General features: G+C 50.0%; 24 protein-coding genes, 1 tRNA gene and 1 CRISPR repeat array. Of the genes, 5 read left to right on the top strand and 20 right to left on the bottom strand.

Annotation, left to right across the window (positions count from 1 at the left end):
• Nucleotides 1–322 precede the first annotated feature (322 nt).
• From Pr1d_RS26845 to Pr1d_RS12165, 18 genes are all read right to left on the bottom strand, one after another.
• A complete protein-coding gene (locus Pr1d_RS26845) occupies nucleotides 323–1,114 on the bottom strand; it encodes a type I-G CRISPR-associated protein, Cas3-extension family (RefSeq protein ID WP_449241548.1) in 792 nt (263 codons plus the stop codon).
• The gene (gene cas3g / locus Pr1d_RS12245; RefSeq protein WP_168205200.1) at nucleotides 1,089–3,458 is read right to left on the bottom strand and encodes a type I-G CRISPR-associated helicase/endonuclease Cas3g; all 2,370 of its coding nucleotides are present in this window, start codon (nucleotides 3,456–3,458) and stop codon (nucleotides 1,089–1,091) included. Before cas3g ends, Pr1d_RS26845 begins: the two co-directional genes overlap by 26 nt.
• Complete coding sequence (csb2, locus tag Pr1d_RS26675; protein ID WP_148073797.1) at nucleotides 3,455–4,765, bottom strand: type I-G CRISPR-associated protein Csb2; 1,311 nt, start codon at nucleotides 4,763–4,765, stop codon at nucleotides 3,455–3,457. The genes cas3g and csb2 overlap by 4 nt, the downstream gene beginning before the upstream one ends.
• The gene (gene cas7g / locus Pr1d_RS12235; RefSeq protein WP_148073796.1) at nucleotides 4,743–5,825 is read right to left on the bottom strand and encodes a type I-G CRISPR-associated RAMP protein Csb1/Cas7g; all 1,083 of its coding nucleotides are present in this window, start codon (nucleotides 5,823–5,825) and stop codon (nucleotides 4,743–4,745) included. Before cas7g ends, csb2 begins: the two co-directional genes overlap by 23 nt.
• A gap of 266 nt (nucleotides 5,826–6,091) precedes the next feature.
• A CRISPR array of direct repeats spans nucleotides 6,092–6,733; the repeat unit is 33 nt; unit sequence GTAACAGCCCGCGTAGCGGGCCCGAATTGAAGG.
• A 593-nt stretch (nucleotides 6,734–7,326) separates the two neighbouring features.
• Nucleotides 7,327–7,929, bottom strand: coding sequence for a hypothetical protein (locus Pr1d_RS12230; RefSeq protein ID WP_148073795.1), 603 nt, complete (start codon nucleotides 7,927–7,929; stop codon nucleotides 7,327–7,329).
• Between the two features lie 118 nt (nucleotides 7,930–8,047).
• A complete protein-coding gene (locus tag Pr1d_RS12225) occupies nucleotides 8,048–8,515 on the bottom strand; it encodes a hypothetical protein (protein ID WP_148073794.1) in 468 nt (155 codons plus the stop codon).
• 2 nt (nucleotides 8,516–8,517) lie between these two features.
• Nucleotides 8,518–8,718, bottom strand: coding sequence for a hypothetical protein (locus Pr1d_RS12220; protein WP_148073793.1), 201 nt, complete (start codon nucleotides 8,716–8,718; stop codon nucleotides 8,518–8,520).
• A gap of 369 nt (nucleotides 8,719–9,087) precedes the next feature.
• Nucleotides 9,088–9,636: a hypothetical protein gene (locus Pr1d_RS12215; RefSeq protein WP_148073792.1), complete on the bottom strand. Its 549-nt coding sequence runs from the start codon at nucleotides 9,634–9,636 to the stop codon at nucleotides 9,088–9,090.
• 515 nt (nucleotides 9,637–10,151) lie between these two features.
• On the bottom strand, nucleotides 10,152–10,904 hold the full coding sequence (locus tag Pr1d_RS12210) for a ParB N-terminal domain-containing protein (protein ID WP_168205199.1): 753 nt from the start codon (nucleotides 10,902–10,904) through the stop codon (nucleotides 10,152–10,154).
• A 104-nt stretch (nucleotides 10,905–11,008) separates the two neighbouring features.
• The gene (locus Pr1d_RS12205) at nucleotides 11,009–11,299 is read right to left on the bottom strand and encodes a DUF1580 domain-containing protein (RefSeq protein ID WP_148073790.1); all 291 of its coding nucleotides are present in this window, start codon (nucleotides 11,297–11,299) and stop codon (nucleotides 11,009–11,011) included.
• 109 nt (nucleotides 11,300–11,408) lie between these two features.
• Entirely contained in the window at nucleotides 11,409–12,011 is a 603-nt protein-coding gene (locus tag Pr1d_RS12200) for a hypothetical protein (protein WP_148073789.1), read from the bottom strand.
• 113 nt (nucleotides 12,012–12,124) lie between these two features.
• Entirely contained in the window at nucleotides 12,125–13,303 is a 1,179-nt protein-coding gene (locus Pr1d_RS12195; protein ID WP_148073788.1) for a tyrosine-type recombinase/integrase, read from the bottom strand.
• Nucleotides 13,304–13,420: 117 nt separating this feature from the next.
• Nucleotides 13,421–13,493: transfer RNA gene (locus Pr1d_RS12190), tRNA-Asn, on the bottom strand.
• Between the two features lie 142 nt (nucleotides 13,494–13,635).
• A complete protein-coding gene (locus tag Pr1d_RS12185) occupies nucleotides 13,636–14,052 on the bottom strand; it encodes an ATP-binding protein (protein WP_148073787.1) in 417 nt (138 codons plus the stop codon).
• Nucleotides 14,053–14,096: 44 nt separating this feature from the next.
• Nucleotides 14,097–14,441 (bottom strand): STAS domain-containing protein, encoded by a 345-nt coding sequence (locus Pr1d_RS12180; RefSeq protein ID WP_148073786.1) that lies wholly within the window; start codon nucleotides 14,439–14,441, stop codon nucleotides 14,097–14,099.
• Between the two features lie 195 nt (nucleotides 14,442–14,636).
• A complete protein-coding gene (locus Pr1d_RS12175; protein ID WP_148073785.1) occupies nucleotides 14,637–15,101 on the bottom strand; it encodes a hypothetical protein in 465 nt (154 codons plus the stop codon).
• A 60-nt stretch (nucleotides 15,102–15,161) separates the two neighbouring features.
• On the bottom strand, nucleotides 15,162–15,476 hold the full coding sequence (locus Pr1d_RS12170) for a hypothetical protein (protein ID WP_148073784.1): 315 nt from the start codon (nucleotides 15,474–15,476) through the stop codon (nucleotides 15,162–15,164).
• A gap of 216 nt (nucleotides 15,477–15,692) precedes the next feature.
• Nucleotides 15,693–15,989, bottom strand: coding sequence for a hypothetical protein (locus tag Pr1d_RS12165; RefSeq protein WP_148073783.1), 297 nt, complete (start codon nucleotides 15,987–15,989; stop codon nucleotides 15,693–15,695).
• Nucleotides 15,990–16,376: 387 nt separating this feature from the next.
• Between Pr1d_RS12165 and Pr1d_RS12160 the strand changes: the two genes are divergently transcribed.
• The 5 genes from Pr1d_RS12160 (at nucleotide 16,377) to Pr1d_RS12140 (ending at nucleotide 22,354) form a co-directional block, all read left to right on the top strand.
• The gene (locus Pr1d_RS12160; RefSeq protein WP_148073782.1) at nucleotides 16,377–17,705 is read left to right on the top strand and encodes a hypothetical protein; all 1,329 of its coding nucleotides are present in this window, start codon (nucleotides 16,377–16,379) and stop codon (nucleotides 17,703–17,705) included.
• A gap of 89 nt (nucleotides 17,706–17,794) precedes the next feature.
• Complete coding sequence (locus Pr1d_RS12155) at nucleotides 17,795–19,066, top strand: FtsX-like permease family protein (protein WP_148073781.1); 1,272 nt, start codon at nucleotides 17,795–17,797, stop codon at nucleotides 19,064–19,066.
• A 16-nt stretch (nucleotides 19,067–19,082) separates the two neighbouring features.
• Nucleotides 19,083–20,276 (top strand): ABC transporter permease DevC, encoded by a 1,194-nt coding sequence (gene devC / locus Pr1d_RS12150; protein WP_148073780.1) that lies wholly within the window; start codon nucleotides 19,083–19,085, stop codon nucleotides 20,274–20,276.
• 38 nt (nucleotides 20,277–20,314) lie between these two features.
• Nucleotides 20,315–21,460, top strand: a complete 1,146-nt coding sequence (locus tag Pr1d_RS12145; protein WP_148073779.1) for an ATP-binding cassette domain-containing protein — start codon at nucleotides 20,315–20,317, stop codon at nucleotides 21,458–21,460.
• A gap of 402 nt (nucleotides 21,461–21,862) precedes the next feature.
• Nucleotides 21,863–22,354, top strand: coding sequence for a DinB family protein (locus Pr1d_RS12140; RefSeq protein ID WP_148073778.1), 492 nt, complete (start codon nucleotides 21,863–21,865; stop codon nucleotides 22,352–22,354).
• Nucleotides 22,355–23,399: 1,045 nt separating this feature from the next.
• Here Pr1d_RS12140 and Pr1d_RS12135 read toward each other — a convergent pair.
• Nucleotides 23,400–24,236: a DUF5131 family protein gene (locus tag Pr1d_RS12135; protein ID WP_148073777.1), complete on the bottom strand. Its 837-nt coding sequence runs from the start codon at nucleotides 24,234–24,236 to the stop codon at nucleotides 23,400–23,402.
• 264 nt (nucleotides 24,237–24,500) lie between these two features.
• The gene (locus tag Pr1d_RS12130; RefSeq protein WP_148073776.1) at nucleotides 24,501–25,442 is read right to left on the bottom strand and encodes a hypothetical protein; all 942 of its coding nucleotides are present in this window, start codon (nucleotides 25,440–25,442) and stop codon (nucleotides 24,501–24,503) included.
• Between the last annotated feature and the right edge of the window lie 58 nt (nucleotides 25,443–25,500).

Below are 25,500 nucleotides of genomic sequence, written 5' to 3'. Positions count from 1 at the left end.
TTTTATGTCCTACCTTGTTGCCAAACATAAAAAGAAGATATAGATACCACTGAATCAATGTTACGGAAAATTAGAAGCATTTCAATTGACAGCAGGCATGCCACGCTGTATGAAGTTCCAGGCCAAAGCTGCGTTGTGTCAGCCTCATCGGCTGAGGCACTTTCCGAGATGCCCCGTCTTCCTCGCTCCGAATGGTGCTCTGTTTGCTTTTGAGGCACCCAAGTACAGCGGCTTTATCAACCGCCGCTACTTCCTTTTTTTACTTCCTTACTCATTTCTGCATCTCCCTCCTCCGACAATCCGCACGGTTTCTTCGAAAATCTCATCGACTATTCCCTACTGCTTTGGCTGGAGATACAGACCAGTTACCTTTGGAAATGTGTCGACGTGAAGAAACATACGCAGGTGGACTCGTGAACAAGCGAGCCGTAATCGCTCTGGGTAGTAGATAGTTCTCCCAGAGGGCCCACGACACAATCTTACCAGTACGATCAAAAATCGCGTGTAGGCTTCGATTCAGCGTAGGGACTAGCGGGAATGACTCGAATGCCAGCCGTGTCGGCCCCAACGCGACAATTTGAGAGTCTTGATTCTTGATGCTGGGGTCAGACCAATTGTCTGCATGTGGTCGATTTTCGAGGGGATCCAATCTAAGCCCACAATCGGGGATTCGCTTCCACGGGCCAAGCAACGCCAGCTCAATATCTTCTCTTGAAATCTTAGAACATTGTCCTTGCACCATCTTTAGAGGATGCTGATGGCCACCCCCTTTGCTCATCAAAATTGGAGACCTTCGGAAATCTTCTCCAGCCTCACAGCCAATTGCACAAGCCCAGTCAGGATACTGGAGTGCGAATTCTCGCCACTTGTTTACACCCTCTTCAAATTTAAGTGCCGGATCCGTCTCAGCCAGTTGGCTGAACTGAGCTGGAAATGTTTGGCATGTTTGTAGCAGTTGAGAAACTACAACTTCAAAGGGATCATCAGTGTCAATGTCTGCTATCCAAAAGGGTCCACTCTTTCGCCATGCAAGACCTACCTCCAGTGTTCTGCAGGCTCCTAATGCTGCAAGAAATCCTAGTAAGCTATCAGCTCTCAATCCGGGTAGTTCCATAACTCTCCCTACGGCTAGTTTCTCTGTCAGCAAACTGTACGACCGATGCTAAAAGTGCAAGTCCCCAATATCCGTAACGATCAATGAGTCGCCAAAGTCGATTCTCATCTGCTACATGCTCATCTGCTCTAACGCTAAGATGTTCCCTATCCCAGGTTAATTCCACATTTGGGGAGCACTCATCGGAAGGTAATGGATAGGTAGGTCTTGCCCATCCGTGGTGCGACTCGATGAGATGAAGTGCCAAATCAATATCTTCCACTTCACAGGCGTCTTTGCTTATGGAGAATAGCTTAGCTGACAAGAACTCATGTCGACGTCCTGAAGGATAAGCGGCCTGCTGTCTTGCAGCAAGCATTTGCAGCCACGTTTGACCACTCTTCGCTAGGAATTCTTTATGAACTGCAAAGCCTCCTTGCAGCCACGCTTGAAATCTAGGATCTGCTTTGCCAGTGTCGTGCCACCATGCAGCTAATCGAATAACTTCTTTCGAGGGTAAGTCCAAATCAGTTGCGATAGATTGTGCTAGTTCCGTTACTTCTTTGCTATGTTGTTCAAGAGAAACTGGTTTTCCACTTTGTACGGAAAGAGAAGTCTGCTTGGCAGCCAGAACAAGACCATCAGGATAGGGACGTACTTCAACGCTGTCTCCTAAGCGTTCCTTCACAGCTTCGGGAAGCAATTCGAGTATCTCGTGCAGTGCCACGGATTCCAAGTCGACACCACTTTCTAGTCCTTCTCTTTCCAGTCTCTCTTTTGTAAGGCGAAAAACAGGTTCCACTATTTCCGAAATGTCTGGAGTCTCCTCCGAAATCATGCATGCTAACTCAAAATATCCTGAGCCTGCAGGAAGAATAACAACATCACCCGGTTGGATGTCTTCTGCATTTCTAACCGCAACATCCTCACGTCCTCGCCAAATGACCAGAGGTTCCTTTACGGCTCTTTGCACACTGTAGATTGGTACGTTTGCAGTCTCCAAAATTGCTGGTGGAACTGCATTGATACGCTCGACCCAATCCGAATTGTCTCCCTCAAAGTCATTTCGCCAACAGATGCGGCAATCTTGTTCGTCCTGTTCGCCGTGTAACCACGGGCTAACATCGAGATCAATTGTCTCGCTTGTCAAAACCCACGCATTGAGATGAGCTGGGAGTAATAGGGGCGGAGGTACTAGAGGCAGACTGCACTCTAGTGGGACTTCCCACTTGCTTTGCGAAGTGATGCCAAAGTCTATCATGCTTTTCTCAGCATTGGCCGTCAACCATTTCCAAGTAGCTAGAGCCGAATCACCATAGACTTTGGGTTTGCTGGGGGGCTTGATAATTTTCCCCTCGGTCTGGGTTCGCTTACCGATCCTGTCGAGTCGACCAAAGCGTTGTTTAAGAGCATCGATGCTTGCACATTCAGTTACCAAGGCATCGAAATCCCAATCGACACCCACTTCAAGTGACTGAGTCGTTACAACAAAAACTTTGGGAGACTCGCTCGATGAGTTGGATTCCAACATTGGACCCCATTCTTTAAGCAACGCTATTCGATCAAACTCCCGTTGACGACCCGTAAAGAGTACCGTTTCTCCGATTTGACGTAGTTTCTTTGCATTCTCGATTGCTTCGTCTACGGTGTTGCACCAAACGGCAATTGATTGTGCCCCTGATTTGCGAAGTTGCTCGGCGTGCTGTGCTAGGCTCCCTGTTACCAAATGGGCTATTTTCTGTGCGTGAAGCCGACTCGCCAAAATTGGATGACCTAAGTCGCTCTCATTAAGGTTAAGTATTTCGCCTTCGGCACATCTCGGTGTAGCTGTCATTGGCGAAAGTCTAATATCTGCTCCAAGTGATACTGCTGACGTGATTGTCTCATTCAATGGTTCGGAAAGATGAGCCTCATCAATCACCACAAGTGAATCGACGCCAGCAAGTGCAGCTTCCAAAACTCTACCGGAACGCCCAACTCCATACCCACGAAAAAGAAGTCGAGATCCAAACTGGTCAACGGTGGAGCAAATGACAGCTGGTCGACTCGGAGAAAGTAGAGGACGTTCGTCAAAGACACCCCCTCGAAGTCTCAAAACATCTACATCTGCTCCTGACTCTCTAATAAGATGAGATGCCCGTTCAAAGGCCGCGTCAACGAGCACACGACGATCAACTATGTACCAGCACCGTCGATTAGCCCTACCTTCCAACCAACGCCACAGCCAAACATCGATTACTGCGGTTTTCCCGCAGCCGGTTGGAACAGCGATTGCAGCAGGCCATTCTTCTAGTTCGGACAACCTCGACTGCCACGGAAAAGGCTCGTAACCCCAAACATCTGAAAACCAATCATTGAAGTTCACAATATTGCCTTGCAGAATCCAAGGCCTTTGTATCTTCCGGAGCCAATTGCTACGGGGCCAGCTAAGGAGGATTGCCACTTAATAGTTGCGTGGAGCCGATACCGATTTGGGGGAGAAACCAACTCCATTCCGAGACCACCTCGATGAGGAGAGGATTGCAGAATCTCGATTGATTCTGGGACTGGCAGCTCTGCTTGTTCGATTGCTTTGAGCAGAAGACTATCCACACTTTCTTGTTTTGGCCATCTAGGCAAAAGAATTGGTGTGACAGTTCCCCAGGTCTTAGATGCTCGGCACCATGTATCTGCAAACACTGTCTTTCGCAGAGACTCCACTTTTCCGATACTTGTCTTGGCATCAATCCAAGACGTCTTCTCAAGAAATGGAGCCAATGCGAGTGAGGCAGCCACTGCATCAATACTTTTGGGAATCATTAACCCTACACCGTAGACAATTCCACTTGAGTACGGATTGCCTACATCAGCCAGTGGAACTAGACCCACGTGGCTTGCTTGAAGTCTGTCTCCATTTTTGGTGTGACCACTAAGCCAGGAAGGCATTGGCTCTTCACAAGCTGCCAAAAAACATTTTCGGACTGCTTCAATAAGCGGACACACTTGTCGAAGATCTACAGGTTTTCCAAGCTCCAATGGGATCAGCTGTGACCACTCGCCTTGTATAGTTTCAGGTGAGTGTGTATTTCGATAACCGTGCCATGCAGCTGGTTGGGGTCTGTTGCCTGCAGCATAGAAAGCTTGCAATTCTGAAAGTCGACCTTGATAGGGTACCCGCATCTTGAGTACACCCTGGTCATCAGGAATCCAAGCTGCAGTCCGTTTTCCTTCCTCTACCCAACAATTTACAATCGATTCTGAACGTCCCAAGTAAGTCATTCGGGATGTCACATTTCGCAAAGCTTCAAGAAGCTCTTCTTTGGGTTTTTCGTCCCACCAGTAAGTAACGCATGGATCATCTGGGCAAGTTGCTGCAAGCAGCTTTTCTTTATTCCTATTTGCGTAAAGCTTATCGTTGGTGGGCCAGTAAGCAGTTAAAGTGCTTCGATCATTAGTGGGAGAGGCCGAAATTGCCGGTGGCTGTTGGCCTTCAAGCCAGCTTAGTGCTTCCAGCTCAGCAGGCTGAGGCTCCCCGCGATACATTGCAGCGACCAAGGCCATAAATAACCTGTCTGGATGGGGTGGCCACTCTACGTGCCCTGGCTCATCGTAAGCCTGGCGGTCTAAGTGTGCGACCCCTGCAACATATTCGACTGTGATTCCCAGCAACTCACACTCCGATTGACTGAACACCTTCTTCTACAAGCTTTAGTAAATCGTCGCTAGGTTCGAGCATTGTTGTCTCATGCCAGGGCAGTCCAGCTTTCTTCACGTCAGATATGGATTCCTCCAACAGACCCAAAGCGACTTCCGAAGAGATTTCCCCAAGGCTAACCGATTCTGGCCCTGAGAGAGCCTCCCAAACATATTGACTCTCCGGTAGTAAATCACACCGCGACCTCAGTCGACAACCTTTAGAAAATGCTTCTGCAAACCCAGCGACTCCCAAAGCTGCTAGAAAATTTACCCCTACTTCGGAATCGTTTCCAAGTGATAAACTTCTCAGCGAAGAAAGGCTTATACTCACGCACTGAAGGGCATAATCCATAGTGATGCCACGGTCATCGGTGATGCTGGGAGGAATATTACCCAACAAGGCTTCAGAGGGTTTTTTACCTTTGGCGTTGAGTCGCCAATCCCATCCTTCTTTTGCAACGACATCGGGCTTCTTAATGCTTTCAACTTTGGATGCTTTGCTGATAGGTAATTGATCAATTCGACTAGCAGTGTGGGGGGCATTCTCTACATCCACGGCAACAATCTCAGAGGCAATTGATCGGGGAACCTTGATTCCCACTCCACCGGTACGATTGCTGTGCCAAAAACCGAAAAGCAAGGATGAAGGTGAATAACCAAATATTTCCCTGACATCGTGATTCAGGATTGCTTTTCCTACAGAAGAATTCAAATAAGGAACACCGTCCAGAGTACAGCCCCTTAATATGGCATCACATATTCGATGGGGAACATCGTACGAGGTCAGATGGTAGTTGCCGACATTGACGGAAAGATGCGGCGTAGTAATCGAGGAGTCGCGAAGAGCCTGTTCCATTCGATTCGCTTGAGAAGTGACTGCGTCCAAGAGAACACATGTCCGACTTTCTCCATCAATCCTTCTGAAATGTCTCGTGCTTCCTTCGCTATAAGTAGGAGGGTAAACAACGTCGCCGTTGCCACCCGCAGGCTGGAGGCGATTGCGAGATCTCAGGACTGTCGACGATTGTAAAACCTTGCTGAAATCTTTTAGCTTCATTTGGCTACTCCGCTTGAGTATCAACCCGAAAAAGTGGCAGTCCAAGGATTGATCAATATGGTTCAGGCCCTGATTGTTCGACTTTAGCCGCGAATAGCAAGTGGCCACGAAATAATAGGGAGGTTCGCGAATTCGCTAACCTGTTGCTAACACTCTAGTTCGGTCTTGGTATAGCTGAAGGAGGCTTCGCTCTTTGACAGAAAACACCCAGGTTCGCGATTTCCCCGACTTTACCCTTTGCTAGATAACGAGTTATGTTGGTGGCCGTAACAGCCCGCGTAGCGGGCCCGAATTGAAGGTTGATGAATGTGATCCTGGTTATTTATTCGCCTGGTAACAGCCCGCGTAGCGGGCCCGAATTGAAGGCCTATTGCAATCCCGAGCACGGTGCCCGGCACAGGTAACAGCCCGCGTAGCGGGCCCGAATTGAAGGAATGACGATGCCTCTACGGTAGATACCAAGGCAACGTAACAGCCCGCGTAGCGGGCCCGAATTGAAGGACGATGTCGTCTCGGCTCGCGTAGTTCGTGTCGTCGTAACAGCCCGCGTAGCGGGCCCGAATTGAAGGGATGAGGATACGGATAGCATCACCGGACTGCATGGTAACAGCCCGCGTAGCGGGCCCGAATTGAAGGCAGGCAAATGCATCGACCGAATCATCTCCGATACCGTAACAGCCCGCGTAGCGGGCCCGAATTGAAGGTATACACTGCTGACAGCGTTACCTACTGTTTGCATGTAAAAGCCCGCGTAGCGGGCCCGAATTGAAGGTCCCCTAGATGAGAGGGTATCCCCCATTCCTGATGTAACAGCCCGCGTAGCGGGCCCGAATTGAAGGCCTGTGGCTCGGCGGCGTTGATCGTGTTGCGACGGCGTAACAGCCCGCCTAGCGGGCCCGAATTGAAGGGGAATGTAAACATTCGTTGGCCCAGGATACGGATACCGAACACCCGTGCAGGGCTGCACTCTTTTTTCTGTTTAGATTCGACATAGAAACTGTTTTGCTTGGCCCCAGCGGGGCGTTGCTTTTGACACCAGTATTCTGGCTGCTTCTGGTGCTCTCTGCAATGGGATTCCCAGCGGCTGATCAGATGTGCAGGTGTTAACGGTTAACACCTGATTCACTGATCAACTGGCAACGGATGCCAGTTCAATTGAAGATCAGCAGGTGCAGGATCAGGCCCTGCTGTTGGAAACGGATTCCAACACTGTTTTGCCAGACTCTACAAAACAAGTACTTTTCTGAAAATGGACTGCGGAAAGAAGCACCTGATGCTGGCTGGCTGGCACCAGATCCGTGCCTTACTTACCACCCCCAAAAATGGTGTGTGAATAAAAGTCTTCCGATCTCTGCTACGCAGACCCCCGGTATCCGGTTTTCCAAGAACCTAACTAGGGGGGCACCCTAGCCTGACCATGGTGTGATCACCCCAATACAGTCGGCACGAACCGCAGCTGACTTGTGTCGAAGGGCCAGCTGCGGCCATGCCGGGAGCTATCTCAGTCTTCTACTGGCCACACTTCCAACTGACATGCTCTGATCTTCTCTGTTGCTGCATCCAGGTTTGCTAGCTCAGCTTTGATTTCTCTGGCGTCGTGATTGTTCGAAGTGTCCCCGTAGCATTCCATCTGTTGGAGTTGTTTGCCCAACATCATCCGTTGCTCTTGGATCACAGCCAGCCTTTCAGCTGTCCAATCTGGTGCGGTGTCCTGCAACTTTTGCTCAATCCATTCTTTGCGTTGGATCCGATAGATGGATTCTGAGAGCTTGATGCGAAGATCACTGTGGCGCTCATTCAGTTTCTGATTGACTGCATCAGATTCCTGCTGCAGAGCTTTCATCTGAGCTTCCAATTCGTTGCACTCTGCTTTTGCCTTACGACATTCAACCAGCGTGGCAATTCTCTCTTTGCGTTCCAGATAAAGTTTGACATCTGCTTCCAGTTGCTCAGCTGTGCAGCCAGAGGCCTGCAGAGCTGCCTGCACAACTTCTGTTGCCACTTTGTTATCTTCACCAAGTGCTGCCACAATCTCACCGTAGCTCTTCTGGGAAGTGGTCCTGTTCTTGGTCAGGGTTCTCTTCAGGCTTGCTAGTGCACTCATCTTCATTCACTCCAGTTCAAAAGTGTGTGTTGGCAGCTCATCTGCCAGGGATTAAATCTCATCTCACAAAAAAGTTGGTTCGGGGACCAAACTGCTGGCTGGTGAACATCTTCCATTTTCAACCAATCTTTTGAAAGCGTTCGATGCAGCATCTGGCATCAACAGGATCTTTCGTCAAGCTGACTTCATGGATCAAACTCTTTTGGTGCAGCTCCATTCCCGATTCCCCAGAATAATAATCCCGATTACCAATCCAGACTTTCGTATTGGGCTTGATGGTCTTTCGTTTTGAGCAGAAATACCCGATTGACAGGGCGCACAGTCTGCGTGACATGATCTGCCTGATTAAATCACAGGTCTGAACATCCGCTCCAAATGCAATGAACTCCGCCATCATCACAGAGCGTTCCCGCCAATGGTCGGTCATGTAGCCAATCACTCTGGATTCCGGCAGATCATGATCCGTCCTCAGCTCCACGTGCTCTGTGAACTTCATGCCATCCAGATCAGACATCACCCACAGTCCAGGGGATCTTTGGTGGACTTGATTTTGGGTGGCAACGATTCCTGAGAATTTGATTTTCATGGTTAAAACTCACTCATTGGAATGGCAACTCGGTTGCGCGTGGCAGTATTCTCTGCCCAGCGTTGGATAGTATCTTTTTTCCAGCCATCTGGTGCATCCTGCAGGGGAAGTGGCCCGCCTAGGCCTGCATGCTTGCACAGGTGTGCAACATCCTCGGATGTCAGGATGGATTTGTTCATCATGGCTTTGATTCGTTCAGACATCGTTCTCTCCTTTTCAAAACAGGGGTGTTGTGTCGCCACACTTCTGGCAGCTTGAATTCTTCTTTGGTCTTGGTGGTTCCAGCTCACTGGCTTTCATGATTCGTGGCACACTGTCGATGAGTTTGCTCACTCTTCGACGCTGTTCTGCTTTCCTGTCTAGCTGGAATGGCAGGTGCAGTTGCTGTTTGCTGGTGGCTTTTTCATCAGTGCTCTCTGATGGTGCTTGGAGTCTCATAATCGGTGTCCCTCTCTCACGAAGGCTATCAAATACAAAAACGCAATCTCTCTATTTCCGCAGAAATACACGAAGGGTATCATGCCACTTGATACTCTTCGTGAGCACCACTTCGATCTGTCTCTTCCCGGTTCTCAAACTGTGCAAGTGTCTGGCGTGCTCTGTGGTGCGTGCTGTTCACTCTTCAATGGTAACGCTGGATCCAGTGTTCCAGTGTTCCAATGTTCCAGTCTTCCAAACTTGTCAACGATGATGGCCATCGCATCATCAGCAGACTGCACTTTCGTTTTTTGTTCATTGATGAACAAGTTGCCAGTGTTTGGCCAGTAGTTCGCAACTTGGACTTCACCACGATAGGCCATCAAGTGGTACACGTGCTTGCAACGACTACGCACTTCTTTCAACCTCAGAATTAAACCATGTTGTCGAGCGTGCACTTGGTAATCGTCGAACTTTTCCAACAGTCCCTTGCAAGCTTCCTTCATGGGCTTCTTCTTTTTCGTCCCTTGACGCTTAACGTGCTTGGGCTTCCCGATCACCTTGCCACGGCTTTGCAATGTGACACCACACTTGCAGCAGCGCGGCTTGAGTTTCCCATGGAACCAATCGTCCTGCGATGTCTTGGTGATTGTCCGACATTCCGTGCACACTGATTCGTAGGTCTTGTACTTGTATTTTTTCATGGTTGAACTCCTGCTCAAGTTTCTCTTGGATCTGTTATGTCCTTGCCCCTCCTTGGAGGGTTTACACTTCACTCGGGATAGAACCCCCCCCCGGCACTCCGCATTTATGGCTGCACACTATCCACTACCCTATTCGGGTCTGGTCCTCACCTTTTGCCGGTACCTTTTGCATCGGGTGGTAGGATTACCACGAGGTTTCTCCGATGGCGTGCTGGTGGCATCACGGGCTTTTGGCCCAACCACGTACGAATTACCATTACTTGCGCAATGGCTCGACAGCTGTACGACTTTAGGTCGTTCGTTGTTGTCCGCAGACAATCGGGCTACGACTGAATCCCCGGAACGCACTAGCCTATTGCTGAGAGGCCTATGTTGGTGCTAGATTGAAGAGCACCTGATCGCAGTGTTCGACTCGATCTTGCCTTGCTGAACTAGTAGTGTGGCGCAGCTTGGCTTCTGAACATGGCCCCAGTCGGGCTTTCCGGCTGGGGCGTTTTTCTCCTTGTGTGTTAAGTTTATTGCAGCTTTTTCAGTGCCACTGCCAGCTGATCAAAGCATGCTTTGTTGGCTTCAAACAGACCCACATCACTGAATCCACGGATCAGCTTTCCCAGATGCAGCTGCAGATCTTTGCGCTGTTTGATGCTCACGGTTGGTGATCCATTCTTCTTTGCTGACCGAGGCTTGACAGCTGGCTTGGCGCCATCTTCAGTGCTGGCAATCGGTGCAGCTGGCTTTGACAGATTGGCCACATTGTATGTTCTGCCATCCCTGCCAATTCTCGTTTCCCCTTGTTTTGTAGAGTCTGGCAGAATCTGACTGTTAACGGTTAACAGTCGATCAGATCTGACACTGCCAACAAAAGCGTTGCAGACTCCACACATGTCTGCCAGCGCTCGGTCACTCTGATCACCAAATGCTTCCAGCGCCAGTTCCACTGCATAGCGCTTGTCAGCATTGGTCCTGCGCAGTCCATGCTCTTGATTGGCCCCACATGCATCCACCAGCGCGTCTTCATAGCTGCCCTGGAAATACTGCACCAGAATGGCAGCCTTTGCACGCAGTGCAGCTTCCAGTCTGTGGGTGCCATCAGTCAGCCATTCACTACCCTGGCCATCTGCAAAGATCCTGATTGGTGGCAGATCTTTCTTCTGCTTGATCAGTTCAGTCAGATGTGCAATGTGCTCTTCTGACATTTCAGCCCTAGTCTGGATCAATTCAACTTTGATGCCAGTGGCTTTGATCTTGATCGGAGGGTTTGCCTGCACCTGAGATTTTGTGCTAGATTGCATTTCAATGAGTCTTTCTTTTAGTGGTCCCAGCGTCTCAGCGTTGGGGCCACTTTTTTTGTGGCCCCAACGGGCTGGAGGAATTAAATACCCATCTTGGCTAGATCTTTTACCGCCCGTTGAATGTCACGTTCTCTCTTGGCAGGGCTGCGACTCTGAAGATTGGAAGACGCTCCAGGTGCAGCTGCGGTCGTCCGTTCGACGAACCGCCCGATAGCCTCCTGGGAGGTGTATCTCTTCACGCCAATCGAGATGGTCTGTAACTTGCATCCACGAACTCCGGAAAGAGTCCATCGCCAGACAGTGGAAGGATTCACGCCCAGCTGTTTGGCCGCCTGCGGCAAGGTAAGCTGCTTTTCTTGAAGAATGTTCATGCTTTGGTCTCCGCTCAAAAAAATGAAAGAACGGAACCAACCATAACCACCGCCAAGGGGTGCAAGGCGAGTTAGTGCGAGTTACTGGCGAGATAGGGCCAGTTGGGGGTCAGTTGGGCATGAGTTGAAACTTTTCCCTTAGCTCAGCAGGGACAGTCTCCATATCAAATTGAATCGACTGCCGATTGATAGAGCGGATTCGGTAGAGTCCCGAGTTGATGCAACTATTGAGCCAGTCGGCTTTTTTAGTATGCGGGCAGCCAAGCAACTTCGCAGCATCCTTCTTGCTCATCGGTCGCGACCATATGATCGGTCTGGCACCTGCGGGGATGCCAATATCCAGAACTTCAGAAGCGAGTTTTGCCCGCAACTCAGCGGCTGCCTTTGAGACCGCCAGATCCGTTAAAAGCTTATTCCACGGTGTCCACCGCAAACGCCCAAAGGTGCCAGCCGATTCACATTCATGAACTTCTGCAGCCAACTTCAAAAGTGAACTCAATTCCCGGAGCTTGGCTTCTAGCTCGGTCTTTGTCATGCCTTGCGTCTTCAACCAGCCAAGCAAGCTCTCTTCAAGTTGCCCGGGGATCCAATGCTTGCAGTTCCGGCAAACAAATATCCCTTGCTCCAGAAAGTCGCAGTGGGCAATGAGTTCACTTGCTGAAGTGCTTTTGAGCTGGCTGATGGCCAGATTGGTGTTCGTCGAATTGTGCATTTTGCAACCTTTCGATTTGGTACCGAGCCGACCGACTGACACCGTGAAGGTTGCAGCCACGATGCAGTCGTTCGTGTGCGGGTAATTAGTCCGCAACTCGGCAGTTCTAAATTCTATCCAATCTCAGCCGCGACAGCAGCAGCAAGTGCCATGTTTCTTGCCGTATAAACCTGTGTTACATCGGCCTTGGAATGGCCCAAGCAAACTTGCACGGCTTCCAGACCATGCGACTTACGGACCTCAGTAGCGAAACTGTGCCTGAGTCGATGCGGGGACCAAGTAGGCACGCCAGCAGCCTTAGCTGCTCTACGAATCGCCCGCCCATAGCTGCGGGTGTCGTACTTGTCACCTGAGGTGCGAAGTGGTTTCACCTTGCAATTGCTGCCCGGTTTGTTCCCGCAACTCAGCGGTGTTTGCCGTTGTTCGTGCTGTGCCGCTCTACGCTTTGCTTCACTCTCAGCGGGCGAGAAGCAATAGCAGTCCGCTGGTCTTAACAGATATTTCAAGAGTATCTGCTGACATTTGGGGCCAATGAAGATGACTCTCGGCTGATCGTGGTGCTCTGTCTTATGGCTCTGCGGAATGTACTCCCAGGTGTCGGGCTTCCGGTTAATGTCCCCTGGCCGCATATCACAGATTTCCCCGGGCCTTGCCCCAGTAAGGCGTTGCACTTGGACCATATCGGACACGATTTCGGGGAGCTTCTCAATAGTGGCTTCGACCACGTCGTTAGCAACTGGCTTGACTGGTGAGCTTTCCTTTGCTTGTGATCGGCCTTTGCGTAATCCGGTCACGGTGCGTAAGGCCTCAAATACACTGCCAGGAATCATTTCCTCACTGACTGCCCACTTGAACACTCGCTTCACCCTGTCCACTTGCTTGTTGACTTGTGATCTGCACCAATCTTTTTCGATCATGGCTTGGCGTACCGTCTTGAGGGCAAGAGGACCAAACTTACTAGCCTGTTCCCTGCCATATAATTCCTTGACCACACCAAGAGCACGCTTGACCGAATAGACTTCGTTGGTCGGTTGACGGTTCTTGCGGTAGTACGTTCTCGCAAACCGCATATAGGCAGCGATGATCTCGACAACGGTGACTTCATTCCGGTGTCTGGCAAGCTTCCCCCCCGCTTGGAGCCACTCTGCGGTTATCCGCTGATAAGCTTCCTTGCTGGCAGCACTGCCATGCTTGCCTAAATAGATAGTCCGACCGTCGATCTGGACTCGGGCTTGTCCGGTGGGTTTGTGCTTTCCGTAGACGGGCACGCGAATAGAATCGGCGTTAGCCATTGTGCAACCTCCAAAGCTAGGTCTTAGGTAGTCTACCTAAGAAACCACTACTTTCAGGCCGCACTGACGAACGCCGTCAGGTAACATAACTTGTTGTTCGGCTTAGACTTACAAAAGCTCCCCGGGCAAGACTCGAACTTGCGACCCAGCGGTTAACAGCCGCTTGCTCTACCAACTGAGCTACCAGGGAATGTCCGCCTCAATCGTGGCGAGTTTCTATGATATCTAACGAAGGAAGGAGGAACAAGAGCCGATTACTGCCCGGGAAAAACGAGATATCTGTTCCAGGGCGAGGACACTCCGACTCGTCTGGGAAATCACTTTCAATGGCACTAGTCCAGAAGTTTTTCCAAGACCACGCACTTGCCATTCTCACAGTGCTCCACACGGGTCATGTAGGCCTTAATTAGAGCCAAGCCACGGCCTCCGGGAATCTCTAGGTTTTCCACATCACAGCAGTCGGGAACCTCGGTAGGATCATAGCCGCTCCCTTCGTCACAGATGCGGGCATAAAACCGATTCTCCGAAAGTTCGCCTTCAACGTGCACACTCTTATCAGGATCATGTTTATTGCCATGACGTACGGCATTACTGATCGACTCTTCCAGTGCCATGTGGACGCCGAACAGGATTTCTTTACTCCAACCGAACTCCTCAAGCACACTCAATACTTCCTGGACGAAGTCATGATAAGCTGTAAGGGTACTGGGCAAGACTCGTTTGAATTGTTTCTTGGGAGAAGAAGTCATGATGATTTGCTCAGTTGGCAGGCTTTCCAAACAGCGAAGCCCTCTCAAAGTACGGCAAGCGCATCGGCTTCGTTATCTTTAATCTTGAACAGCTTATCCAAATTAGTAATCGTGAAAACCTGATAGATCTCTGGGGCAATGTTTGTGAGTATAAGATCCGCCCCGGTCCGCTTCGCTTTTTTCTCGAACGTGATCAATTTCCCAAGCGCTGCAGAGGAGAGAAATTCAACATTGGAAAAGTTAAGCACTAGCTTGTTGTGCTGTCCATCATCTACCAAAGAAAACAGCTCTTCTCCCAACTCTTGAATCGTTTCCGGATCAATAATCTTCTGATCCTTAAAACGCACTACACTAACATTCGATGACTTGCTTATCTCGATTCGATTCATATTAGTTGCACCCGACACTAAAAAAGCAGGAGAGGTGAATCCACAATCCGACCAATCGAAAACGATGGCTCCCGATGACTGAAACTCTAGAAGCGATAATATCTTCCCACCGAGAAGTGTCAAGTCAGTTGGACACGGACTGATTGGCACAGAGTTGGTCCATGCCACTATATTTGTAGATAAAAGATTGAATAGTCAATTGACCACTTGCTCAGGAATTGGGGGTGGCACCGACGATTTGTAAACTGCTCTATTGATGAGCAGATAGTTTCTACCATTGAATTCCGTGATGACCCCGTTCACACTCCAACGGATACTATTGCTTTCATCATATCCTTTCAACGTTCGTACGATCCGTTCGAGATTAAGGTTGGGAAGAGCACCAAACTCGTGCTCATCATCGGTCACAAACGTGGCACCTTCACCATCGAGTCGAAAGAATCCTGCTCGATCGACAATAGTAGTACCTTCACGAATCCGGCGTTTCTTGATTTCCTCAGTATCGCCTTTCGACAATCTGTTAGGCAAAATCTGTGCTGAGGGACTTGGGACGCCACTTGAAATTTCCTGTGCAAAGAGTGTCAGTCCAACAAGCGACAAGCCCAGCGAAGCTGCAATCACTCTTGAGAGCCGAAACGAGTAGATTATTGAGTGCAACATACTCTACTTCAGTACTTGGATTGAAGGATCTTGAATGTCATCTCATTGGGAATGCGAGTATTATCCGCCTGGTTTCTTCATCGCTAAGCTGTGTAAGATCAAGACTGATCCAACAGAGATCAGACACCAACCAAGCCACTCAGGCGGATTGATTACCTTGTTAGGAAGGGATCCCATATCTCCGGTAAATGAGACCATGGTTGTTGAAGTACTGGAGCTTTGGGTTCGTTCTGCCAGAAACCGGGTTGCTTCTTGGTTCAACACATACGAACTAACTATGCGGAATTGGAGTCCCAAGAGAATAACTACAATCCCCAGAAAGAAATACTGGTTGCGATTGAGTTCCACGGCATAGTCCTTCCCAAGCGCTTTCACGCAAACCTGCATTGAGCCAATATACCCGCCCACTGCTTGGCAGCAGATAAATGCGGTCACTCATAGTGTGTTATCGATGAGGTTGCTTCTAAACTCCAACATCTCTCCCCAATGATCCAGTCAGGAGGATGGTAGGATAACTGATGTAAGAGGCGGAAATGACGATTTGCGCTAATGTTCGACCTCTCACTTGTCACGCAAGGAGAGCTGAATGTCTTAGCGAGAGTCACGGTTCAACAAACGGTCTATTCCCTGATCGAGCGTGTCATTGAGGGCGTTGTCGAGCAAATCCTTCCGATTGGCCTGAACAAGTGCAGCGGCGATCTCAGCATTATTTGCCCAATCGGACACCTGAAACTCGCGAATATCCGCATACGTGGTGGTCAGTTGAGGATGCACTTTCGGCACCAGATCGAATCCCTCCCGGGATCGAATCACGTGGAAATTCATGGCGAAATAGATAAGAGCACCACCAAAGACAGCGCCCGAGAAAAAGAGCATGATGCGACGCATTGAATGTTGAACCTCAGTAGAAGCAGCGGAATCCCAAGTTGATCAGTAACTCTATCAGAAATTGTCGATACCCCCCAGATAATATTTACGAAGTTGACAACGAAGTCAGATTCTTCGAATTTCCCAAGAATGTGGATTTCCGATACTTCCAAAGATTCAGGCGCAGGAATCTATGTCCGATAGCGATTCTTCCGAAGATCGCAGTTATAATGGGCGAATAAGGGAAGCTTTTTTGAAGAGCCCAAGAATTACTTGACTCCCCGAGGATTGTCTGGCAATTCTGGATAATTGCAGCGATTTTCTCACCACAATTCGCCTTGGCGCAGTACGTTTCAGGAACCCCTGAACACTGATTTGAGCTTTGGCACCCAAACTTGCCGGAATTCCATGCGCGTTAAACTCAGTAGCACCCTGCCTGGAAAAATCTTACTAGCCGTATCGGTCTGTCTATTGATCGCCGGCTGCTACCAAAGCAATTCAGATCGGACCTTATCCTCCGATGGCGAGTCACGTGCGGTCTACGCTTTAGGCCGCATAGAGCCTGCATCAGGCATCATCTCGGTGAGTGCGGTCCCAGGCGAACGTCTCATGGAAATCGATCCGGATGTTGCCGTGAATCAACGTATACCTGCCAATGGAGTTTTAGGGCTGCTTAGCAGCTTTCACCTGGGCAAAGCACAACTCAATGCACTCATTAAAAAGAAGGATCTTGCCGAGAAAAATCGCCTGCATCAACTCGCGTTGGCCAAAGCGCAAAAGGCTCAGGCGGAAGCTACCCTGGCTCAGGCACAAGCCAAGCTCAAAGAGTTGGAACTTCAAGAAGACAAGATCCAGTCGATGGAGACTGCCAGCCTGCTTGCAGATGAGAATCTTGTTCGCCTGGAATCATTGCACCTCAGCGATCCTGAGTTAGTGACGGACTATCAACTCAGAAAGCAACGCAATGAGATGGACATGGCGCTTTCTGACTACACAATCGCCAAAGAAGGCTACGCCTCTTCAAAAGAAGCTGCCGAGAAATCGGTCGCAGCCGCCCATGCAAATATTGTGGCAGCCGACTTGTCCCTAGAGCAGCTCAAGCATCGCCTTGAAGAACAAGCAATCGACCAAGAAATTGAGGTCGCCAAAGAATCTCTAAAGCGATCCGTCGTTCTCGCACCAAATGTGTCGCTTGAGTCTTTAAAGAATGTGCTGGATCTCAAATCCGAAGCCGACCACACTCCCGGCTCTCCGGAAGGTCGTGGTCCCTTCACAGTCTTGAAGACTTATCTGCAACCAGGGGAGTTCATTACGCAAACCCCGATTATGCAATTGGGAGACCTCACCGAAATGGTCTGTATTGCAGAAGTCTATGAAGCAGATGTAAAGAACCTCAAGATCGACCAACCAGCTACAATACGTAGTCCCTCATTTTCGGGTAAATATGCTGACAAGATTGATCCTATCACCAAAAAACGCACTGGTGGTATCTCGGGTCACATTTCGCGAATTGGCGGCGTAATCGGCTCGCCAGGTTTGGCAAGTCGCAACCCACTTGCTCCGGCGGATCGAAGTGTCGTCGACGTACGGATAACTATCGAGGATCCAGATGCAATTGCTGAATTATCACAACGTGTTGGTCTTCAAGTGACCGTTGAGTTCGAAAAGCAGGAAGATGCTTCCAAGACACCTGCTAAAGAATCGAACGATTCTAAGGTGAGTGAAAATCCTAGCTGAGCAGTAGACAAGTAACCCCCTATTATTTGAATAAGTCGTTCTGGGGAAGAATCCCGGTCTCGGCTTGGGCATGACGGCAATGCGAATCCATGAAAACCCCACTCGCATGGAAGAATCTCGTTCACAATAAAGTCCGCACGACGATTGGCGTGGCTGGGGTGAGTTTTGCTGTTATTCTGATCTTTATGCAACTTGGTTTCTTGGGCGGTATTATTCATACCGCCACGCAGATCTACGACGCCCTTGAGTTCGACCTGATGCTGCGGTCCCCTGCCTATCTGCATCTCACCGAAGCTCGATCTTTTCCGCGTTCAAGGGTCTTTCAGGCAGCATCTTTACCGGAGGTTGAGCATGCCCAGCCTTTCTATCTGGGACTGAGCGAATGGCAAGCGCCGGCCGCTGCTAAACCAGGCCCTTCAGATGATTCCTCTCTCTCTCCTGAATCAGCGCTGGAAGCTGAAGGGGATTGGCGTGCCATCATTACCATGGGTACGGACCCCCAAGATCCCGCTTTCAATCGTGAAGACATCAATCAAGAGGCGCGAAAACTTTCGGACGCAACATTTGTGCTGGTCGATGTGAAATCAAAGAAAGAGTATGGCCCTGCGAACAAAGAAAAATTCAGTGAGGCCGATATCGGCGCTGAAACCACCTTGGGGCCTCAACGCGTACGCATTGTTGGCCTGTTCGAATTAGGCACCGGCATGGCTTCTAACGGTGCCTGCCTGACAAATCCTGCAGGCTATATCAGAGCGTGTCCCTGGCAAACTATTGATGATGTAACGTTTGGGCTTCTCAAGCTGAAGGATCCAGAGGAAGCTGAGAGTGTCCGGCAGAAATTGCTAGACATCTATGGGATTCCATCAAGCAATGAACAATCTGGTCTCTCACTTGCCCCAGTAAATCAGTCGAATACCAATGTGGAAATACTGACTCGCCAGCAAGCATTAGACCGCGAAGAGCACCGCTGGGTCCATGAGACCCCCCTGGGCCAGATCTTTACACTGGGAGTTTGGGTTGCCCTCTTTGTTGGAGTGGCCATCGTCTATCAGGTCCTCTCTACAGATATCGCCAACATGATGGGCGAGTATGCCACCTTGAAGGCCATGGGATACGGCGCGAAGTATTTAACCAAGGTCGTATTGATGCAGGCAGTCTTGTTGGCAGTGGTCGGTTATATCCCATCGCTTATCATTTCCTGGGGACTCTATCGCTTGGTCGAGCATCTCTCAGGGATGCCAATGAATATGACCCCCGGAATTGCCGCATTGGTATTGGTGCTTGCAATCGTCATGTGTGTTCTCTCTGGATTGGCGGCCCTACGGAAATTGTATCAAGCGGATCCCGCTGATTTGTTTTAGGTTTGAGCAACTCCCAATGAAACCACGTCGCAAAACACCACTGGCTTGGAAAAATCTGACGCATGATTGGCGTCGATTGGTGGTCGCTATTTGCGGGATCGCATTTGCCGTTCTGTTAATGTTTACGCAAGTAGGATTCCAAAATGCCCTCTTTGACAGTCAGGTCAAACTTATCGATGATCTGGAAGGCGACATTTTCCTCATAAGTAAAGCAAAATTTACACTTGCTTCTGAGAAACGATTCCCTATCACACGTCTGAACCAAGCCCGCGCATGTGCCGGTGTTGAAGGGGCCTATCCCGTGTACACCGAACTCACCACCTCGGTACTTCGACGAATGCAAAATGGCATGGGAAATCGCGGCTTTCCACTCCGGTCAATTGGATTCTACCTAGATGATCCCGTGTTTGATTCGGCAGCGATCAATCATCAACTCACTCGCTTGCGATCTCAGGGAACAGCTCTCATCGACGCAAAGAGTAAGCGGAGTAAGTTCCCGTTTCCCTATGATGACGACGACGCGTTAGCCCAAGAACAAGTGGAGTTGGCCAGCAAAAATCTTACGTTGGTCGGAACTTTCGAATTGGGTACCGATTTCGCCCACGATGGCAATCTCGTTATGAGCGCAGAGAACTTTGCTGAATTCTTTCCCCAGCGAGTCCGCTCCGGTGATCCCCTGAGCGTGATCGACATTGGCATTGTTGATGTCTTGCCCGATGCCAATGTCGATGAAGTTCGATCCCTTATCGAGCGGTCGATTGATAAAGATGTCCAAGTGCTGACTCGTGAAGAATACCGCGAGGCAGAAATCCATTTCTGGGACACGAGTACGCCGATTGGGACTATTTTCATGGCGGGGAAGATCATTGGTTTCATTGTGGGAATGGTCATCTGTTACCAGGTCATTTACTCAGACATCGCAGATCACATGGCTGAATTCGCCACGCTGAAAGCTATGGGATACACCGCACGGTATTTCATCCTCTTGATTCTTACCGAGGCTGTCTTGCTGGCCATCGTAGGTTTTGTGCCAGGATGTGCCGTGAGTACTGTCATGTATACTTGGCTCTCAAACCAGACGGGACTCTTAATGGTAATGTCACGGAACACGATTATGCTGGTGTTTCTACTCACCGTTGCCATGTGTGTCGCCTCGGGACTCTTGGCCGTGCGTAAACTATTGTCGGCCGATCCTGCGAGCTTGTTTTAATAATCAGACCTTAACAACTTTCAGACAGACCTCCGAATATGGATTCACAAACGACCATTCCTGCAACCAGTGGCGCGTTCACCGGCGGCATTCAAATGCCGAAGACGGTGAAAGTGCAAGGCCTCAATCATTTCTTTGGCGAAGGGGATCTCCGAAAGCAAGCCCTCTATGACAACAACCTTGAGGTACGCCGCGGTGAGATCGTGATCATGACTGGCCCTTCTGGCTCGGGAAAGACCACGCTGCTCACTCTCATTGGCACTCTGCGCACCGTCCAGGAGGGAAGCCTGCGAGTGTTGGGGAACGAACTATGCGGCGCCGACCGCGATCTCATCGTGCGCATTCGTAAGGAAATGGGATTCATCTTCCAAGCGCACAACTTGTTCGAATCACTCACTGCCTACCAAAACGTCAATATGGCTGCCGAGTTGGTGGGTCTCGATCCCATGATCGCCGAAGGGCGAATCAGTTCGCTGCTCACTCGCCTCGGCTTGGGACATCGTATCCATTACAAACCCAAGAGCCTCTCCGGAGGACAAAAGCAACGTGTCGCTATTGCCCGTGGACTGGTCCATAAGCCGAAGCTCATTCTTGCTGACGAACCTACCGCAGCCCTCGACGAAAAATCGGGACGCGAAGTGGTGACTCTCTTCCAGGAATTGGCACGTGACGAAGGCTGCACGATCATCATGGTGACCCATGATAATCGCATTCTCGACGTTGCCGATCGTATCGTGAACATGGTCGATGGCAGAATCAAGTCCGACGTGGCGGTGCAGGAAACCTCGGTCATCTGTGAATTCCTCAAGGAATTCCCGTTGTTTGCTGATCTTACCCCCAATACATTGGCTGAGGTTGCCGATCAAATGATGGTCCACGAAGCCAACGCAGGCGATGTGGTGATCCGCCAGGGAGACGCGGGCGAACTCTTCTATCTTATCCGATCGGGGAGTGTCGATGTGCTGGTCAACGATGGCACCGAGGATCAGAAGGTAGCCGAACTGAAACAGGGCCAATACTTCGGCGAGGCTGCCCTCATTACCGACGAACCCCGAAATGCCACAATCGTCGCCCGCGAACCGACGATCTTCTATGCGCTTGGCAAAGACGACTTCCGTGCGGTGCTGGAAACCAGCGCCACCTTCGAGGAAGAATTGCGCCAGGCGCTGTTCCGTCGTCAGTAGGGAAATATTGCCACGAAAAACACGATAATTCACGAAAATTGGATTTCGAAAACATTGTGTAACCTTCTTGTGCATCTTCATACTACTAACAATTCAAGTTTTCGCAGCTTACAAAAATTATCTAAACGCAGAGGACGCGGAGTCGCGGAGACATGCAGAGAATTCCTTTAATTCCTTTGCGCCTCGGCGATCTCCGCGTTTAATTGATATTCGGTTGCGGCCACCGGCCGCGCTGGGTTTCTTGTGGCTATGGAATTCATGAATCCTTAACAGGATCTGCCCTCCAGTCTTTCTTGCTCCACTGCAAGCTGCTCATTCGCTTGGTTGCGGGCTGGGTCTGAAATTGGATATACTTCGTACTCTCACTCCAACTCAGCACCTTTACTCCTGAGGAATACACTCATGAATGCCAAAGATGTCCTTAACGCGACGCTCGATACTAGCTCCATGGTACTTAACAAGTATTTGGAAGACTTGAGCGATGCTGACCTCATGAAACGACCGGGAGAGGGTTGTAACCATATCGCTTGGCAATTGGGGCATTTGATCAACTCCGAAAAGCATTTGCTCGAAGCAGTTGGTGCCGATTCGGGAGTCGAACTCCCCGCAGGCTTCGCTGAGAAGCATAGCAAAGAATCGGTTGGCGATGACGATCCGGCCCACTTCTGCAGCAAGCAAGAATACCTGGATCTCTTTGACAAAGTTCACGCCGCGACGAAAGCGGCGTTGGAAAAACTCACTGAAGCGGATCTCGAACAACCAGGCCCTGAGTATTTTCGCTCGATGTTTCCTACCGTCGGAAACGTCTACGTGCTGATCGCCACGCATAGCATGATGCACGCGGGGCAGCTTGTGCCGCTGCGACGCGCGCTGGGCAAGCCGGTGGTGATTTGAGTGGTTAGTAGTTAGTGGACAGTGGAGAACTATTGCTCTCCGCAGGATGCGGGTCTCGCAAAATAGTCCAGTAGGGTGGCCACCGCCCACCAAAACAAAGTGATTCAAGCAAGCAACTGGTGGGCGGTGGCCACCCTACTTTTCCATAGGACCGGCCGGAAGCTGCACAAAGCCACATGTCGTTGCTGGCACTTGCGCACCGTGGCGGGAGTTTTGCCCCGGCCTTTTTCTCAAGATTGAATGAAACAAAACAAAACTATTCTCACGCACCCTATTTTTCTCGATGTTTTTTAGAGTTTTTCTCCTGGTTTTGAAAACAAAACTCGCCGAATCTCCGTTTTCTTCCACCACGGGAAAGCCCAGAACCTACCGACGGATCTCTAGCCGCACGACTGCTCCGTGCGAGGTAGGAACGATTTCGATTGTCAAAGAACGGGGGTCAGTGGTTAGTGGTTAGTGGTACGATCAGAACATAGGTAGCGCGGGGGGTGGAAAGCTCATGATTCTTTTTCGATCCTGCGCACCGCAGGAGGGGTTTTGTCGCTGCACATTTTGTCGAAAACTTTTTCTACAAAACAAAACCCCCTCTCGTTGTGTCGGTCCGTTGGGCTGCAACTCGTTGGCCGATCAAGACTTACGCGAATCACGTTGTCTCGGCAGCGGCGAGGTTTTGTAAACAGAACCCCACGAAACTGGCCGCTACTTGCTCGTCGAAACCGCCAAACTCACTGAGCGCGCAGGCCTAGCGCGAGCATTCCCGTAATGCTTTGCGGGCGCTGGTGCGTATCTATGACCTACCGCATGCTCCATTATCCAAATGCCAGGGAGAAATTCCACAACGATTTTTGGGCCAATCGAAAACAGCCAGACAGCGAGGGTTGGCCAGCAGTAAACGTGATTAATCGGAATAGTCGTCAGGCCCTGGTCAGAAATGGCGAGGGAAGATTGTTTACCGCGGAGACGCGGAGTGCGCTGAGTTGGGAATAGAATAGGTGGGGAGATTCATGAACTAAGAGGGAGGTTTTTGACTATTAGCTCGTCCGCTTCAAACTTCGACTAATTGAGGAAACTCGCGCACTCTGAGACCAGAGGGCCATTCATCCCAGTTTCCGCCGTGGGAATGCACATGGCGTGCTCGCTTTCCTTTCCAGCAGGCGTTGGAACCAAGCTGTTTTAGGAAATAAGGCACAGCTGCCTCCTTGCATTGCTCAATCAGTGACTCTGCCCATTCCAAGTGAAATGGGTGTGCATCGGCCCCCGATTCACCACCTTGGATTACCCAATCGATTTCCGGTAGCCATGCTTCGATGTTGATTGGCTCCCATTGAGGTTCGACAGACAAGAATCGGATCGTCTCACTATTACCTACTTGGAGCAAATGCCTGATTCGAGATGTCGACTTTTGGGTGGTGACACTTGTCGCCACCCAAAGGTTTGTTGGCCAATCTATTTCCAGGCGACGAGACAAAGCTGCCATCCGCTGGGGTCGTTTCGTTAGCCACAACCAACAGTGCCTCTGCCCGTCCTCACTTGTGACATTCTCGATCACTTCTTCCTTCAAGAAATCATAGTCCACTGACTCAGACAAAGCGTCGCTCATATCTGAAACAAAGATGAGTCGTGGCATTCCATCTAGCCAAGGCTTGTCTTTTCGCTTCCGTCCCGACAAGTCCGACCACCTGGAAGCCCGCCGCATTCGCCCAGGAAACAATGTCACCTGCTCAAACTGTGGTGCGTATCCAGAGGAGACTCCCCCAAATCGACGATGTAAGACGCCTGCATAACAAGTTTGTCGTTCGCCCGACCACAATTCGCAGCCGGCACATCCCATCGTCGGATTCTCTGTGGAATCACACCATTGTATTGCCGTGTTTTGTGCCATCTGGTTTAACGTCTAGTCTTCGTTGGTTGACGGAAAATGAATCTTCACTTTATCGGTCCTAAAGGTTCCAGCACGTCGCATCTATCTAAGTGCCGATTCTAATACCCTCCCCGGCCCTGAGAGGCCGACCCTCCCAAAGGGAGGGTATTTCAAACTCACCCTCCCCTGGGAGGGTCGGACGCGGTAGCGGCCGGGGAGGGGTGAAATGCGTTCAAAGATTCCGGCGATGCTATCCTTTCCTAAGAGCATGGAACGTACATTTTCTCAAGCCTTTCCGATCACGGCTCGGATTCTGGTGCTTAGTCGTTCCCTTAGATTATCAACATCCTGCCAAACTATGATGTTAAAGTGCTTCACATCGAAATGAGAATTCTTTAATTCGTCTTCTCTGCAGATCCAGATTACCGGCAGTCCCAAGCCTTTGGCGTAGCCTGCTTCAAAGTAAACCCCGTTGCGGTGAAGTGTGAGATCAGCAACTACAAAGCGAGACTCGTTAATTTCCGCAATAATTTTATCAACGATTCCCTCGGTAAATTCCTCTTCATCTATTCGCATTGGAGTAAAGCCGCATGATTCGATGGCTGGGTAGATTCCATCTTTCCACACCGTATCGAGTGATTTATCGAAAGACATCGCGGTAAATACCCTCTTCGAGTCTACCCTATGGCTTTTCTCAAGTTCTTCCCATCCAAGTGGTGTGAGAGCAATCGTGATGTCGTTCTGCTCAGAGCTTGGTTCGTAGCATGAAACAGCTGACGTCTCGATCCATTTGAGTTCCTGCGCGTACTCGATTTGATAGATAAACTCCTCTCTGTTGTCTGCATAACCAACAGTCCAATCTTTATCCCGGTGATATCCGACATAATCGCCTGCAAACAGACTTCTTCTTGCGATGTCTCGGATCAACTTGCGAATTTTTGCAGGGACGTCAAATGCGATTGGAGCTTGGAGTAGCAAATCCATAGTAGTATCGGTAGTAAAAACCAAGGGCTGTCTCGCATCCGTGTATTCCCGTGCTACCCCGCCGAGTCTCCTTCGATTTTGCCGCGTGAGGTAGGCTGCTCGATCATCAAAATGAAACTCCAGTTCTTTTGTGATTGAGTAGCGACCACAGGAGCGACATTCTACAAGTGCAGAATCGTTATCTCCCTCTCTCATAACACAAGGTTTGTCACAGAAGAAGCAAATCGAAACATCAGTGCTCATTTAAGATATTCCTATGCACATGCAATCATGCGTTCTGACCTGCCAAAAGTATTCCAGA

This window comes from Bythopirellula goksoeyrii (assembly GCF_008065115.1).
Taxonomy (GTDB): Bacteria; Planctomycetota; Planctomycetia; order Pirellulales; family Lacipirellulaceae; genus Bythopirellula; species Bythopirellula goksoeyrii.
Note: the sequence above shows the minus strand (reverse complement) of the source record. Positions and strands in the feature narration are given on the sequence as shown.

Bases quoted from the DNA above. Each gene is read 5' to 3' on its own strand.
- Pr1d_RS26845 (WP_449241548.1), bottom strand. From the start codon at position 1,114: ATGGAACTACCCGGATTGAGAGCTGATAGCTTACTAGGATTTCTTGCA.
- cas7g (WP_148073796.1), bottom strand. From the start codon at position 5,825: ATGAAGCTAAAAGATTTCAGCAAGGTTTTACAATCGTCGACAGTCCTG.
- Pr1d_RS12230 (WP_148073795.1), bottom strand. From the start codon at position 7,929: ATGAGTGCACTAGCAAGCCTGAAGAGAACCCTGACCAAGAACAGGACC.
- Pr1d_RS12225 (WP_148073794.1), bottom strand. From the start codon at position 8,515: ATGAAAATCAAATTCTCAGGAATCGTTGCCACCCAAAATCAAGTCCAC.
- Pr1d_RS12220 (WP_148073793.1), bottom strand. From the start codon at position 8,718: ATGTCTGAACGAATCAAAGCCATGATGAACAAATCCATCCTGACATCC.
- Pr1d_RS12215 (WP_148073792.1), bottom strand. From the start codon at position 9,636: ATGAAAAAATACAAGTACAAGACCTACGAATCAGTGTGCACGGAATGT.
- Pr1d_RS12205 (WP_148073790.1), bottom strand. From the start codon at position 11,299: ATGAACATTCTTCAAGAAAAGCAGCTTACCTTGCCGCAGGCGGCCAAA.
- Pr1d_RS12200 (WP_148073789.1), bottom strand. From the start codon at position 12,011: ATGCACAATTCGACGAACACCAATCTGGCCATCAGCCAGCTCAAAAGC.
- Pr1d_RS12195 (WP_148073788.1), bottom strand. From the start codon at position 13,303: ATGGCTAACGCCGATTCTATTCGCGTGCCCGTCTACGGAAAGCACAAA.
- Pr1d_RS12185 (WP_148073787.1), bottom strand. From the start codon at position 14,052: ATGACTTCTTCTCCCAAGAAACAATTCAAACGAGTCTTGCCCAGTACC.
- Pr1d_RS12180 (WP_148073786.1), bottom strand. From the start codon at position 14,441: ATGAATCGAATCGAGATAAGCAAGTCATCGAATGTTAGTGTAGTGCGT.
- Pr1d_RS12175 (WP_148073785.1), bottom strand. From the start codon at position 15,101: ATGTTGCACTCAATAATCTACTCGTTTCGGCTCTCAAGAGTGATTGCA.
- Pr1d_RS12165 (WP_148073783.1), bottom strand. From the start codon at position 15,989: ATGCGTCGCATCATGCTCTTTTTCTCGGGCGCTGTCTTTGGTGGTGCT.
- Pr1d_RS12160 (WP_148073782.1), top strand. From the start codon at position 16,377: ATGCGCGTTAAACTCAGTAGCACCCTGCCTGGAAAAATCTTACTAGCC.
- Pr1d_RS12155 (WP_148073781.1), top strand. From the start codon at position 17,795: ATGAAAACCCCACTCGCATGGAAGAATCTCGTTCACAATAAAGTCCGC.
- devC (WP_148073780.1), top strand. From the start codon at position 19,083: ATGAAACCACGTCGCAAAACACCACTGGCTTGGAAAAATCTGACGCAT.
- Pr1d_RS12145 (WP_148073779.1), top strand. From the start codon at position 20,315: ATGGATTCACAAACGACCATTCCTGCAACCAGTGGCGCGTTCACCGGC.
- Pr1d_RS12140 (WP_148073778.1), top strand. From the start codon at position 21,863: ATGAATGCCAAAGATGTCCTTAACGCGACGCTCGATACTAGCTCCATG.
- Pr1d_RS12135 (WP_148073777.1), bottom strand. From the start codon at position 24,236: ATGGCACAAAACACGGCAATACAATGGTGTGATTCCACAGAGAATCCG.
- Pr1d_RS12130 (WP_148073776.1), bottom strand. From the start codon at position 25,442: ATGAGCACTGATGTTTCGATTTGCTTCTTCTGTGACAAACCTTGTGTT.